This window comes from Desulfovibrio sp. 1188_IL3213 (genome assembly GCF_036763145.1).
Taxonomy (GTDB): Bacteria; Desulfobacterota; Desulfovibrionia; order Desulfovibrionales; family Desulfovibrionaceae; genus Desulfovibrio.
Genome location: NZ_JBAIYR010000003.1, coordinates 20,242 through 33,294, shown reverse-complemented (window position 1 = coordinate 33,294; position 13,053 = coordinate 20,242). Strand labels below are relative to the sequence as shown.

Below are 13,053 nucleotides of genomic sequence, written 5' to 3'. Positions count from 1 at the left end.
TTTTCTCTATTTGAAGCAATGGCGCGGCATAGCGACTCGGTACGCAAAAAATGCGGCCTCATTTCTGGCTGCCGTTCAGATCAGGTGTATCTTTTTGTGGGCTTCAGTCTCGTGACTACAGCATCTAGCGTTTGATTTTTCATCTGCAAACGTATGAGAGCATGAATTTTGTAACCGAACACTGGGCGGTCTATGTTTATAGTATATTTCTGAAGCACACCACTATGTATATGCAAAATATAAGTAAATATTCTTATCTGTATATTTTAAATGGATAATTATGGAACAATAAGTATATACTGTTCTTTTTCAACAGACATTTCAGCGTCCATAGCTCTTCCCTGCTCCAGTGCTGCGCGAACAGCATTGATGATTTGCCCACGCACCCCTGTGCGATCAAGATGATTCAAACCCGCAATCGTCATGCCCAGGGAGATGGTCCCTGTTCCCGAAGGATCACAGGATGTCTGCCTGTCTGTATAGCCATATTCGCGCATCCATCCATCAGAGTGGCAGCGATGGTTTGCGACGTTTTTCTGGTGAGCCCCACGCTCACGCCAGCCTCACACAAGCTGTCCATAATATGAAAAAAAAGCCCGGCCCGCATCCGGCAAGAGATGTGAAATCATTCACGGCACCTTCATCGCGCTTTTTGCATATACATGCAGTGAAATGCACCGCGCAACTCCGCCGAACGAGTCATAGCACCGGCCAGAGCGCTCCCCATGCTTCCATAGACTATCAGGCCAATGGGGGCTGAGAAAGCCTTGCATTCATACTATCTTCTCCCCAAAAGGCAGTCTGGCCGGGGAGGCTCCAAGGCGCAGAGAAATTTTTACTGAAGCCTGGATGATATTTTTTTCAATGTTCACAATGGAAGACGCATTAAGTCGCACAGTGGGCGCGGAAACACTGAGCGTAGCAGCCAGCTTGTTCTGATAGTCGAAAATGGGCGCCGCGATACACCGCACGCCCTTGAAAACCTCTTCGTAGTCATAGGCCAGCCCCGTCCGGCATACCTTTTCCAATTCGGCGCGCAGGGCCTCCATGGTCTGCTCGATATGCAGGGCGGGCGACTGCTCATTGATGAGCCTGAGCACCTTTTCCGCCTCCGCCTCTTCGGCGAAGGCCAGAAAGATTTTCCCCGAGGCCGACTGGAACAGAGGGAATGAACTCCCGATGATGGAGTCCTGGCGCAGCATCTGTGAGGTGACCTGCTTGTCCACCACAAGCATTTCTGTGCCCGAAACCACACAAAGATTCACGGTTTCGTCCACAGCTTCCAAAAGTTCCCTGCAATAGGGCCTTGCCATGTCCACCAGGCTGGAATGCCGCAGCACTCTGCTACCTATGGAAAACAGCTTGAACGAAAGGCAGTATTCGCCTCTCTGTTTTTCCTGAAAAACATAACCGTTGTCCTCAAGAGTCAGGAGCATGCGGTGCACTGTGGTTTTGGGCAATCCCACGGCACGGCTCAGTTCGGCGAGTTCCCAGGACTTTTGCGTGGAGAGCATTTCAATAAGCAGGCAGGCTTTGGAGACCGAGCCGATTTCGTAATATTTTTTCGATTGCGTCACTGTAGAATATTCCTGTCAGGATTAGATATGACCGCCTTGGCGTATGTCGTACTGCCGGAAGCCATTCCGTAGTTCATCATGAAGCGACTTCTGGCGCCGGGCGCGAGTCCGGCACGCTGCCAACTGCGGCGCTAGCGGGCCGAGAACCACGTTTTTTGGCGGAGCGTTCCTCATAAATCGGCCAATGGCCGACTTATGAAATCACTACTAGACCAAACGCACCAGACTGGCAACGGAATCCATACAGGCTGCGGGGCAGAATAAGCACTATCGTCAGTTGAGCCTTGCCGCGTCCTCAAGGCTGCAGTGCATGGTTTCGGGTGCCATTTTAAAACTGACCACAAAGCCTACAAGTGTTATGGCGGCGGCAACCAGCATGGTTGCCCCTATGCCGATACGCACAAGAGCCAGCGGCACAAGGTAGGTGCCTACGGCGGCCCCGATTCTGCTGAGCGATGAGGCCAGACCCACTGCGGAGGCGCGGATTTCAGTGGGAAAAAGCTCGTTGGGATATATGAACTGTAAAATCTGTGATCCGCCGGTAGCCAGGGCATAAGCTGCGAAAAGCAAAAGGATGACATACTGCGAGGCATTCGCGAACGTGCCGAGCAAAAGAAGGGCCATGCCGGTCCAGAAAAAACTTTGCAGCAAGAGCGCGCGCCGCCCTATTTTATTGACAAGGCACAGGGCAAAGGCAGTACCCAACATAAAAAGAACGGTAATGACCACAGACCCCATGTTGCTGAGGTCGCCGGTGAGACCCAGAGCCGTCAATATCTTGGGGCTGAAGGAGTAAACAGCGAACAGGGGAACGATGGTACAGGTCCAGAAAACGGAAACGAATATCATGCGAGTTCCGTAACCAGATCGAAACAACGAGGCTATGCCTATCGGCTTGGGCTCCGTAGTGATGGACTCAAGCTCTTGCATGCTGACGTCCTGGCCGTACACCTGCTTAAGAACAGCCTTTGCTTCCAGATAGCGTCCTTTGCGCCGCAGCCAGCGCGGCGACTCCGGCGTGTTGCGCCGCAGGAAAATAAAGATTGCTGTGGGCAGGGCCGCGCTGGCAAGCATCCAGCGCCAACCGTCAGGCCCCATATGCAGCAGAATGCCTCCAACAATATAACCTGCGGCTGCCCCGACAAACCACATAACGTTCAGCATGCCTGTCAGGGGACCACGATATTTTTTAGGAGCAAACTCCGCAAGCAACGCCGTGGCAATAGGATAGTCCGCCCCCACGGCAATGCCCAGACAAAGACGGCAGATGAAAAGGCTTTCAGCGCTTTCTACCCAAAACTGGGCCAGAGAAAAAACACCGATGGCCACAAGATCCAGCGTATACAACACTTGTCTGCCGAACTTGTCGGTAAACCACCCGCCCACAAATCCGCCAAGAAAAATACCGATAAGGGCGGATGCACCTATCATGCCCTCCCAGAATAAGGACAATTCCAGATAGGGAGTAGCCTGCACCAGGGCTATGCCAATGATGCTCAGCACATAGCCGTCAAGAAGAGGTCCACCTGAAGAATATATGGCCAGACGTTTATGGAAACTGTTTAACGGAGCATTATCGAACATCTCTACCAGTGATGTGCAGCTCATTGCACCCCCCCCCGATACGCAACAGTGTTACTAATACAAATTAATCATCAATTATTTTCTGCCCCTGTATAAAAATAGCATTTCAATATTTGTAATAAACTTGATAGTATTGGGGCGGCGGACAATAATTCCGGGCCAGAGAGTCGCATCAGCCTCCGAAAGAAGGCCGCCGCCCCAAAAATCATGAAAATTCGACGATGGCGTCCAGCTCCAGCAGGGCTCCTCCGGCGATGCGGCTCACTTCCACTGTGGCACGAGCCGGCTTGTGGTCGCCCATGCACTTTGCATAGGAGCTGTTGAAGCCGGCAAAGTCGTCCCAGTTGGCAAGATAGACCGTAGTTTTGACCACGTTCTTCAGGCCAAGGTCCACCGTATCCAGAAGTGAAGCCAGGTTTTTCATGGTCTGCGCCGTCTGTTCCTCAATGTTGGCCCCCACAAGGGTCCCGGAAATGGGGTCAAAAGGCACTTGACCGGACACATACAGCATGTTGCCGCTTCTGACCGCGTGGGAATAGGGCCCGCAGGGCACAGGCCCCTTTTTGTCATTCACGAATTCCATACTATTTTTTCCTTTTTTAAGGCTGTGATCTTTACAGTTTTTTGCCTGTCCGCTCTTTGGAGTTCTGGGGGTGCAGCACTATTCTGGCGTCAACCACAGCAATACCGTTTTCCGTGGCAAAAACAGGGTTCAGGTCCACCTCCGCCACGTCCTGCAGTTCCGCGACCATGTGCGAAAGCTTGCTCACAGCTTCCACCAGGGCGGGAATATCCGTGCCGGCCTTACCGCGAACACCGGTAAGAAGCGGGAATCCTTTTATTTCTCTGATCATTCTTTCCGCTTCGGGGGCGTTCACCGGCGCTACGCGGAAAGACACGTCCTTGAGCACTTCCACGAAGATGCCGCCAAGTCCGAACATGACCGTGGGGCCGAAAGTGCTGTCGTAGCTGCTGCCGATAATGCATTCCACGCCCGCCGGTAGCATGGGCGTGAGCATGACGCCGAAAATATCGGCGCAGCCGTTATACTTGAGCGCATTGGCCACAAGCTGTTCATACGCCTTGCGGGCCGCGTCCTCGGAGTCCACATGCAGAATGACCCCGCCAGCGTCGGTTTTGTGCAGAATGTCGGGAGATACTATCTTCATGACAACCTTGCACGCGCCGAGCCGGGTGAACATGCTGGCCGCCTCGTCCGCACTGGCTGCCAGCATGTGGGGCGGCAGGTCAAAGCCGTAGGCGCGCAGCACTTCGCGGGCTTCGGTCTCCACAAGGTTTATCCTGTGCTGCGCGCGCACCCTGTCGAAAATGGCCTTCACGGCCGCATGACGGTCTTCAGGCAGGCTCGGGGGCGCTGCGGCCAGTTCCTCGCGTATTTTTTTCTGCCGGGTGCTGAAGCCCACAAGCGCGCCCATGGCCCGCATGGCTGCATCAATTGAAGCATAGACAGGAAAGCCGTGCTTCATGAGATAGGTCAGGCTTTCAGGGCGCTGCGCCTGATAGATGGAATGCATGACCACCGGCTTGTCGGACGTTACCGCGCGCTGCGCCAGATTTTTGGCCACATCCATTTCCAGTTGGCGGAATTCTTCCGACAGATCGCAGTAACCGCCGTAAAGGCCCACGATAACCAGCCCGTCCACCTCGGGATCGTCCAGCAGCACCTCGGCGCAACGGTCGAAAACCCACATGTCGCCTTCAGGCGTACCCGCAAGGTCCACAGGATTCCTGATGGGGCAATGGGGTTTGAGAATGGCGCGCAGCTTGTTCTGGGTCGCCTCGGACAGCACAAATGCGTCCAGACCGAACTGTTCGGCGGTATCCGTGGCCATGACGCCGTGGCCGCCGCCGTCGGTGAGAATGGCAATGCGGTTGCCCTTGGGCGTCTTGCAGCGCGAAAAAGCCTCGCCCACATCAAGCAGTTCATTGGGGGTGTTCAGCCGGATGACGCCGGCCTGATTCAGTGCGGCGTCAAAAACTTTCTCGCTGCCCGCCAGGGAACCCGTATGGGAAGCGGCTGCTCTGGCCCCCGCTTCGCTGCGGCCGATCTTGATGGCGGCCACAGGCTTTTTCAGGACCGTCATGCGGGCCTTTTCAACAAACCGCCGCCCGTCGTCCACGGACGAGACGCGCAGCCCTTCCATATACATGAGCACAACGCGTGTGCCTTCATCCCGCCCCAGATATTCCACAAAATCCGCGAAGCGCAGGTCGATCTGGTTGCCGATGGTCGCCCACCCGCTGTAGCCGAGATCGCGGGACTTGGCATTGAAGTTGATGTCGATGCCGAAATTGCCGCTTTGCAGCACAAGCCCCATGTCCCCCTTGTCCAGATCAATGATGCTGGCATTGAGACTGACGGGAGCGCTGAACAGGCCCATGCAGTTGGGTCCCATGATGCGCATGCCGCTTTTGGCGGCGATATCAAGCATCTGCTGCTCCAGCTTCTTGCCTTCGGACCCGGTTTCACCGAAACCTGTAGCCACGACAATGACGGCCTTTACGCCCTTATCCGCGCATTCCTGAAGCACAGGCAGGATATGTTTGGGGGCTATGCCCACAATGGCCAGATCCACCGGATCGGGAACATCGGAGATACTGGCATAGGGCTTGTGGCCCAGAATGTCGTCGGCCGCTGTTCTTGAGATGAGGTACAGTTGACCGGTAAACTTGTTGTCTATGAGGCTCTTGGCTGTCCAGTAGCCGTACTTCCTGGTGTCTGACGAGGCCCCGATGAGGGCCACGCTTTTGGGTTTGAACAGAGGAGTCAGGTCTGACATAAACAGGTACCTCGCGGGCTACTGATTCGCCTCGATGACGCCGATGGCGACATCCGGGCAGACAATGCGGCAAATATTGCACTTTATGCACTTTTCGGGCGCGACCTGGACCACAAAGGCATACCCCTGCTGGTTGAGGCCGGAGCCGATACCAAGCGTCTGCTTGGGACAGGCGGCGACGCACAGGCCGCATGACTTGCAGCGGGCGCCTTCAATCAGGTGCAACTTTGTTTTCTTGCTCATTTGCACGCCTCCTTTTCCACTGCCGTCATGCCCGCGTTCAGGGCCTGCAGGTTTATCTCCAGCAGGGCCGCCTTTTTTTTACCCAGCAGGTCCGTCAGGGCGGCGGTGACGGCATCGGCGCTCAACATGCCGGTTTTGGCCACAATCGCACCCAGCATGATGATGTTTGCCACGCGCACGTTACCCATTTCCTGCGCCATTTCAGAAACAGGCAGGGGAACCTGTTTCACTTCCGGGCGCACAAGCTGTTTTTTGATCAGAGAACTGTTCACAAACAGCGTGCCCCCTTCCTTGGCGGTTTCCAGGGCCGACTGGTAGATACTCTCGCTCATGGCTACGGCGACGTCGGCGTCCGCTTCCACAATGGGATTGCCGATGGGTTCGTCGGAAACTATGACATAGCCGGTGGAGTCGCCGCCACGCTGCTCAATACCGTAAGTCTGGGTCATGACCACCTGCTTTTTGTCCTTGATGCCGGCAAGACAGGTCAGCTTTGCCATCAGCGCGGCGCCCTGCCCGCCGGAACCGGAAAATGCGCACTTATATTTCACGGTTTTGCTCCAGTTCGTTTTTGAAAACCTGAGGCTGGAAGTAGCCAAGGGCCTCTTTGGCGGACCATGCGTAGGAATCCAGCACTTTCATCCTGAGGCCTGTGGGGCAAGGCACAATGACTTCTACAAAGGAGAAACCCAGTCCCCTGACCTGACATTCAAAGGCGTTGCGTATGCTCTTGGCGGCCTTGTTGATGCTCTTGGCGTCGGCCACGCTTTCACGGGCGAGGTAGGCAACCCCCTTCATGGCCCGCATCAGTTCCGGAACCAGCAGGGGATAGCCCTGGATGTGGATGTCACGCCCCTTGGCCGTGGTGGAGGTCACCTGGCCGGGAATGGTCGTGGGCGACATCTGCCCGCCGGTCATGCCGAAAAGGGAGTTGTTGACCATGATGCAGGTTATAGGCACGCCACGGTTGGCGGCATGCAGCAGTTCCGCCAGGCCGATGGCGCTCATGTCGCCGTCTCCCTGATAGGTGTAGACGATGTTGTCCGGCATACCGGCCTTGTAACCCACGGCCACGGCCGGCGAGCGCCCGTGCATGGCTTCAATGGCGTCTATTTCCATGTAATGGTGGGAAAAGCCGCCGCAGCCGATACCCACCACGGAAACGGTCTTTTCCCTGATGCCCATGGCTTCGATGGTTTCCGCCACCAGTCTGGTGACAACACCGTGCCCGCAGCCGGGGCAATAACTGAAAAGTTTATCAAATTTCAGCGTTTTGCCGTAGTAGTCTGCCAGTGTCTGCATGTTATTCTCCCTCAAGCAGTTTGCCGACTTCGCGGGACATGTCCGCCAGGGTGCACATGGGGATGTCGCCGCCGGTCTTGCCCAGAAAATGCACGGGAACCTGTCCGTTCACCGCCAGGCGCACATCGTCGATCATCTGACCGTGGTTCATTTCCACCACCAGGATGGACTTGACCGAAGCGGGAAGATTTTCAAAGGCCCTGTCCGGGAAAGGCCAGAGTGTTATGGGGCGGATGTAGCCCACACGTTTTCCTCTGGCGCGGCAGCTTTCAACCAGGTCCTTGCACATGCGTCCGTGAATACCGAAGGCCACCACAAGAACTTCGGCGTCTTCCACCTGCTCCTGCTCCCACATCTGTTCCTTTTCCTTGATGAGCGTGTATTTTTTGCGCAGGCGCTCGTTCATTTCATAACCTTGGGCGTGGGAATAGCTGCCCGTGAGCAAAAAACGCTTCGGGTGCTCGCCAGTACCGGTAAACCGCCACTCGGAGGTGTCAAAATCGGCGCTGTAGTCGTGAGGCGGGTCAAAGGTGGTGGATTCGGTCATCTGACAGGTCACGCCGTCCACCACAAAGAGCACGGGGGTGCGGTAGGTGTAGGCCAGTTTGATGCCATGCGGCATGAGGTCGGCAATTTCCTGACCGCAGGAGGGGGCAAGGACAATGACCCGGTAGTCGCCGTGGCCGCCGCCGCGCGTGGCCTGATAATAGTTGCTTTGCGCCCCGACGATGTCGCCGTCGCCGGGACCCACGCGCATGGCGTCCAGCAAGATGCAGGGCAGTTCACCTCCAGCCATGAAGGAAATGGTTTCCTGCATGAGAGACATGCCGGGACCCGATGTGGATGTAGCCCCCAGTTTGCCGGTACAGGCATAGCCAGCCAGGGCGTTGGCCACGGCCAGTTCGCTTTCCATTTGCACCATGCGTCCGCCGAATTCCGGCAGTTTGGTGGAAGAGTACCGCATGACGTCCGTGGCCGGCGTGATGGGATAGGCAAAGTGTCCACGGACGCCGCAACGGATCATGCTCTCGGCGAACGTCTCCGTATTTTTCAGGAACAGTGTTTCTTTCATCCTGAGTCTCACATGGGTTAATGGCTTCAAGAAAAATTGCCTGGATTTTACATTTATACCGCATTGCGGCATGTCGTTCCATAATGTTATTATTTTTTTCCTCTCGCCGACAAAAAGGTTCTGCCGGCAAGAGGATGCGGAAGGTCAAATTTCACCTCGGGCTGTAGCTGTTTCCCACAGTAGACGGCATTCGGCGCCGACTGTGCGGAAGGGTTCGGGTGGCAGCCAGCTGGGCTTCTTGTCATTTTTGAGAAAATCAAGAACTTCGCTGTTCATGCCGTTGGCCCATTCAGCGTGATAGGTGCCCATGGTAAAAGCCTTGATGATGCCCGCGCCTTCGCCCACGCCGGAGTAAAAAATATTTCCCTTGCGTCCGAAGACGGATCTGGAATTCATAGTCAGGTGGATCATGCCGCCCCATACATATTCAAAGTTTACATGCTTGTGCTTGGGGAAGCGGTTGTTGAAGGCCTTGCGCAACATGCGGCGTGACCGACGGATGCGTTCGGGCGAACTGGTGAGCCATGTGGCGTACATGAGCCCGTTGCGCACAAGCAGCCTGTTGTCGTGGGTAAATCGCACCGTGGTGCCTGCGGTATGCGCCGCCGTCACGCCCCAGGGCTTGACGTCCCTGCCAAGAGCATCCAGCTCGCTTTCGTCCAGTTGCCGCGAAAGCGCGCCAAAAGAAATGATGGGGCAAAACTGGTTTTTAGACAGGCCAAATTCTTCAAGGAAGGTGCTGATGGGAACCACCACGGCCTTGCAACGGATTTTTCTGCCATTGACCAGCACCACCTTGGGTTCCCTGTCGTCCTCTATACGCAGCACAGGGGTTTCTTCAAAAAGGTGCACGTTGGGAGGCAGCACGCTGCACAGCCCGCGCAGCACATCCGCAGGATTTACCAAGACGGAACCGGGATTGAACAGGGCCTTTTTATAGTACCTTGTACCCAGTTTGCGCGATAGTTCCTCATGTTCTACATATTGATAGGGAACGCCCACGTCGTCCAGGTCCTTGGCCTCGCTGTCAAGGTGCTTGAAGGCGCTGCTTTCGTTGGCGGCCAGGTATTTGCCACAGTCATCCCAGTCGACCTTGAGGTTGTGGTCTTTGATGATTTTGCGCATCTTGTCCTGTGAGGCCACGTTTAGCCGCACGCACCATTTTTTGTCTTCAACCGTCGAATCGTCACCGCCAAAAGCGTGCGGCACGTCAATAAGAAAACCCGCGTTCTTGCCGCTGTCGTTGGCTCCCACCCGGATGGCCTCAAAAACAGCTATCTTGGCGCCGGGGTTAAGTTCGGCAAAACGCCAGGCAGCGCCGAAGCCTCCGTAACCGCAGCCGATGACCACAAAGTCGTAGCTGTCCAGTATTTCTTCTTGCGAATTGAACTGGTGCTTTTTGAAAGGCGACGTTTCGAGCCAGCCGTTTACCCCGGTTTCTGCCGGAAAAATTTTTACTTCGCGCATTGATGCCCTCCTTGACTATCTTCCTTCAAAGTTGTTGTGATATACTGTCCCACAGTAACAAATCGACGCTCGCCACAGGGGATGCGTCATGCATACAGGTCAGCTTCTGAGCGCAACCGCGGGTACGGGTACACCATCCACCTTCGGGGTGTCCCCCATGAATTTTTCAGATGTTTCAGGCGCCCACATATGGCAGATCACGCCCCCCAGAAAGAGCGTGGCAACACAGCCGCCGAGGGAGGCCGCAATACCGAACTGTTCGGAAATGATCGGCAGCAGAAAGGTTCCCCCGGCCGCGCCGATACGACTGATGGCTATTGTAAGGCCCACACCCGAACCACGCAGTTCCGTGGGGAACAGCTCGGGGGGATAGGCGAATTCCAATGTGATGGAAATCGCCAGCACCAGGGCAAAGGCCGCGACAAAGGCCAGGGCGATATAGGGGGGCATGCCCTGCCAGACTGTAAGAATCAGCAGGAGCACGCCCCCGCCGTAAAAGGTTCCCAACAGGAAGGCACGGCGGGAAATCCTGCTGATAAGCCATGTGCCGAAAAGCACCCCGACCATGGTAAAAACATTGTACAGTACGCCGGTGGCATAGGGATTTTCAATCTTCAGTTCCGTCAGCACCATTGGCAGAAAGATGCTGATGGCGAAGAAAGGCAATACCTGACAGGCAAAGAACACGCCGGAAACAATGGTATTGTAAAGAAGAGGTTTGCGGAACAGGCGGATCCAGGAAGTTGAAGCTTTTTTCCCCTCTGTCGGCGGCAGGTCGTAGCCCTCGCCCAGATGCTGCCGGATAATTTCCAGTGCCTCACGGGTTCTGCCCTTGCTCGCCAGCCAGTTCGGCGATTCGGGCGAACCCAGGCGCACCAGCATGGTGATAAAGCCCAGCACCGCGGACGAGGCAAGAATCCAGTTCCAGCTTACGTCTCCCAGGCTTTGCAGCCCGACACCCACGCAATAGGCAAGAACATACCCCATGGTCCATGTGACCAAAAGCCAGGCCAGGATGCTGCCGCGCTTCTTGCGGGGCGTCCATTCGCTGAGCAGGGCTATGCCCACCGCATAGTCTGCGCCGACGGCCATGCCCAGCAAAAAGCGCACGGCAGCCAGGGTCAGCGGTTCGGAGATGAGAAGCTGCGCAAGGGAGACGATTACGGATACCAGCATAAGCACGCAAAAAAGGAACTTGCGTCCGATGCGGTCGGCCAGAGAGCCCATGAGCAGGCTGCCGAAAAGAATGCCCAGCAGTGAGCCTGCTCCGATGAGCCCCATCCAGAAGCTGGTCAGCCCCAGAGGTTTTGCCGCGTAGCTCAGGGCAATTCCCACAATGCCCAAAATATAGCCATCACAGATCTGCCCCAGAAAAGCGCCCGCCGCAATCTTCCGGTGCAGAGGCAAAAAAGGAGCGTCTTCAAAACTTGTAAGGCCCTGGTGATGCTCTGCCATACCCCTCTCCTGAATAACTCGTTTAATAGGGCAACTGCCGAAAATCCCACGACAGTCAACAAGCTGGTCCATCAACGCGCATCTGCGTACAGGCTTGCTGAAAACTGGCCTGTCGGTCTGGAATGACTTGCAGGCGGAAGCGTCTTCAGCTACACTCTTTATACCGCATTACGGTACATTGTTCCGTTTTTTAAAAAATATCTCTAATCAAATTTGCTGTCAAGGAGGGTTACAAATTATTTACGATTTCGTTGCGGCTAGTTGCAGGCATGAACTTTGGCAAGTGGTTACGCACACAGAATTTTTTTCGCCTCAGGAGGGCATATGCGGCTTGAAGGCTACTTGCTGGTCACCAGAGATATTGACGCGTCAAAAGACTTTTACTGCAGGATCATGCAGGCAAAAGAACTAGTCGGCATGGCAGCATTGCTATGACCCTCATCAGGTAGACAAAGCAAAAAAACACCAGGCTTAAACTCTGAAAATATGATGGGGGTCTTTTATGGCCGACGGTAAGAAGACTACGCTTATGCGCAAGCTCGGTATCCAGTCTGTTATTCGCAAAAAGCGTCGTTACTTTGATCTGGTGCTCGCCACATTAGACAAACTCCAGACAAACTCCCGACAATGCCAGGCGCGGTAGTGCATTCAGATCAAGGGTTTCAATACACTCACAAATTGCATTGTAACCGACTTGAAAAATTACAACTTCAGGCAAGTCATTCGCGCAAAGGCAATTGCTTGGACAATGCTTGCGCTGAATCGTTCTTTTCACATTTGAAGGCTGAAATTTTCTCAAAAAATCAGTGCAGGGCAAAGAAGACACGAGCGCACTGACTGAAGAGTATATCCGATTATTCCTTGAAAAAGCACACGAACTGAGGCTAGAGGGCATTCGAGACTCTGCAGCTACACTCAACGTTGAAGAGCTATGATAATGGCGGATGACAGTCAGCTCAGAATCGCGATTTAAGGTTGTCCAAAAATAACCCGGATGGTTTGGAAAATACCTGATGTTTTTTCCAAACCAGATTGACCTGCGATTCCAGAGAGGGTGACAACGGGCGGAAACACAGGCTGCTTTCGCCCGTTGTGTTTACGATGTTATCAAGGCACAGGGCGTAAGCGGAAGGCGGCCCGGCCAGATACACCAGCGGCACAGTACATGAAATCAATGCAAATTCGCACCCTCTTGAAATAAAGTTTTACGAATTTTACCGCACTCCCAGAGGCGAGTTCACGCCCGAAGGCCAGACCAGAAAAACCACGACCCATCCAACCTTAAGCAGCAATACCAAGTTTATGAACTTTTACCCGTTCAATGACATCGAAACAATTTCGCCCCGCGCCCTGCTGTTCATTACTGGCGATCAGGCGTACTCCAAGGAGTTCAGTGAGGACGCTTACAAGCGGGCCGCGGAACCGAAAGAACTATATTACGTCAAAGGGGCCGGACATGTTGACCTGTACGACCGATTGAGCCTGATTCCCTTTGATAAATTAGGTAGCTTCTTCACGCAAAATCTCAAATAGCCAAATCGGCATGGAATAT

General features: G+C 54.6%; 14 protein-coding genes and 1 pseudogene. 3 read left to right on the top strand and 12 right to left on the bottom strand.

Annotated features, from left to right (window positions below):
- Window positions 1–115: pseudogene (locus tag V6C16_RS00610) on the top strand (IS5/IS1182 family transposase); the annotation flags it as partial.
- A 163-nt stretch (window positions 116–278) separates the two neighbouring features.
- Here V6C16_RS00610 and V6C16_RS00605 read toward each other — a convergent pair.
- The 12 genes from V6C16_RS00605 to V6C16_RS00555 all read right to left on the bottom strand — a co-directional run bounded on the left by V6C16_RS00605 (window position 279) and on the right by V6C16_RS00555 (window position 11,501).
- Window positions 279–497, bottom strand: a complete 219-nt coding sequence (locus V6C16_RS00605) for a pyrroline-5-carboxylate reductase dimerization domain-containing protein (RefSeq protein WP_333536739.1) — start codon at window positions 495–497, stop codon at window positions 279–281.
- A complete protein-coding gene (locus V6C16_RS14905) occupies window positions 422–580 on the bottom strand; it encodes a pyrroline-5-carboxylate reductase dimerization domain-containing protein (protein WP_442886161.1) in 159 nt (52 codons plus the stop codon). The genes V6C16_RS00605 and V6C16_RS14905 overlap by 76 nt, the downstream gene beginning before the upstream one ends.
- A gap of 193 nt (window positions 581–773) precedes the next feature.
- Window positions 774–1,577: an IclR family transcriptional regulator gene (locus tag V6C16_RS00600; protein ID WP_333536738.1), complete on the bottom strand. Its 804-nt coding sequence runs from the start codon at window positions 1,575–1,577 to the stop codon at window positions 774–776.
- A 273-nt stretch (window positions 1,578–1,850) separates the two neighbouring features.
- Window positions 1,851–3,080 (bottom strand): MFS transporter, encoded by a 1,230-nt coding sequence (locus tag V6C16_RS00595; RefSeq protein WP_333542715.1) that lies wholly within the window; start codon window positions 3,078–3,080, stop codon window positions 1,851–1,853.
- Window positions 3,081–3,366: 286 nt separating this feature from the next.
- On the bottom strand, window positions 3,367–3,744 hold the full coding sequence (locus V6C16_RS00590) for a RidA family protein (protein ID WP_333536736.1): 378 nt from the start codon (window positions 3,742–3,744) through the stop codon (window positions 3,367–3,369).
- A gap of 31 nt (window positions 3,745–3,775) precedes the next feature.
- A complete protein-coding gene (locus tag V6C16_RS00585) occupies window positions 3,776–5,962 on the bottom strand; it encodes an acetate--CoA ligase family protein (RefSeq protein WP_333542714.1) in 2,187 nt (728 codons plus the stop codon).
- 18 nt (window positions 5,963–5,980) lie between these two features.
- Entirely contained in the window at window positions 5,981–6,205 is a 225-nt protein-coding gene (locus tag V6C16_RS00580; protein WP_333534569.1) for a 4Fe-4S binding protein, read from the bottom strand.
- Window positions 6,202–6,756 carry a 2-oxoacid:acceptor oxidoreductase family protein gene (locus tag V6C16_RS00575; protein WP_333534568.1) on the bottom strand — a complete coding sequence of 185 codons (555 nt, stop codon included), beginning with the start codon at window positions 6,754–6,756 and terminating at the stop codon, window positions 6,202–6,204. The genes V6C16_RS00580 and V6C16_RS00575 overlap by 4 nt, the downstream gene beginning before the upstream one ends.
- Window positions 6,746–7,507, bottom strand: coding sequence for a thiamine pyrophosphate-dependent enzyme (locus V6C16_RS00570; RefSeq protein ID WP_333534567.1), 762 nt, complete (start codon window positions 7,505–7,507; stop codon window positions 6,746–6,748). The genes V6C16_RS00575 and V6C16_RS00570 overlap by 11 nt, the downstream gene beginning before the upstream one ends.
- A 1-nt stretch (window position 7,508) precedes the next feature.
- Window positions 7,509–8,579, bottom strand: coding sequence for a pyruvate ferredoxin oxidoreductase (locus tag V6C16_RS00565; RefSeq protein WP_333534565.1), 1,071 nt, complete (start codon window positions 8,577–8,579; stop codon window positions 7,509–7,511).
- A gap of 144 nt (window positions 8,580–8,723) precedes the next feature.
- Entirely contained in the window at window positions 8,724–10,046 is a 1,323-nt protein-coding gene (locus tag V6C16_RS00560; RefSeq protein ID WP_333534563.1) for an NAD(P)/FAD-dependent oxidoreductase, read from the bottom strand.
- A 99-nt stretch (window positions 10,047–10,145) separates the two neighbouring features.
- On the bottom strand, window positions 10,146–11,501 hold the full coding sequence (locus V6C16_RS00555) for an MFS transporter (protein ID WP_333534562.1): 1,356 nt from the start codon (window positions 11,499–11,501) through the stop codon (window positions 10,146–10,148).
- Window positions 11,502–11,825: 324 nt separating this feature from the next.
- On the opposite strand from V6C16_RS00555, the gene V6C16_RS14900 reads away from it, so the two are divergent.
- Window positions 11,826–11,936 (top strand): VOC family protein, encoded by a 111-nt coding sequence (locus V6C16_RS14900; protein ID WP_442886160.1) that lies wholly within the window; start codon window positions 11,826–11,828, stop codon window positions 11,934–11,936.
- Between the two features lie 867 nt (window positions 11,937–12,803).
- Entirely contained in the window at window positions 12,804–13,034 is a 231-nt protein-coding gene (locus tag V6C16_RS00545; protein WP_333534561.1) for an alpha/beta hydrolase, read from the top strand.
- Window positions 13,035–13,053: the final 19 nt, after the last annotated feature.

Excerpts from the sequence above, each read along its gene's own strand:
- V6C16_RS00605 (WP_333536739.1), bottom strand. The coding sequence starts at position 497 with ATGCGCGAATATGGCTATACAGACAGGCAGACATCCTGTGATCCTTCG.
- V6C16_RS14905 (WP_442886161.1), bottom strand. The coding sequence starts at position 580 with ATGGACAGCTTGTGTGAGGCTGGCGTGAGCGTGGGGCTCACCAGAAAA.
- V6C16_RS00590 (WP_333536736.1), bottom strand. The coding sequence starts at position 3,744 with ATGGAATTCGTGAATGACAAAAAGGGGCCTGTGCCCTGCGGGCCCTAT.
- V6C16_RS00585 (WP_333542714.1), bottom strand. The coding sequence starts at position 5,962 with ATGTCAGACCTGACTCCTCTGTTCAAACCCAAAAGCGTGGCCCTCATC.
- V6C16_RS00580 (WP_333534569.1), bottom strand. The coding sequence starts at position 6,205 with ATGAGCAAGAAAACAAAGTTGCACCTGATTGAAGGCGCCCGCTGCAAG.
- V6C16_RS00570 (WP_333534567.1), bottom strand. The coding sequence starts at position 7,507 with ATGCAGACACTGGCAGACTACTACGGCAAAACGCTGAAATTTGATAAA.
- V6C16_RS00565 (WP_333534565.1), bottom strand. The coding sequence starts at position 8,579 with ATGAAAGAAACACTGTTCCTGAAAAATACGGAGACGTTCGCCGAGAGC.
- V6C16_RS00560 (WP_333534563.1), bottom strand. The coding sequence starts at position 10,046 with ATGCGCGAAGTAAAAATTTTTCCGGCAGAAACCGGGGTAAACGGCTGG.
- V6C16_RS00555 (WP_333534562.1), bottom strand. The coding sequence starts at position 11,501 with ATGGCAGAGCATCACCAGGGCCTTACAAGTTTTGAAGACGCTCCTTTT.
- V6C16_RS14900 (WP_442886160.1), top strand. The coding sequence starts at position 11,826 with ATGCGGCTTGAAGGCTACTTGCTGGTCACCAGAGATATTGACGCGTCA.
- V6C16_RS00545 (WP_333534561.1), top strand. The coding sequence starts at position 12,804 with ATGAACTTTTACCCGTTCAATGACATCGAAACAATTTCGCCCCGCGCC.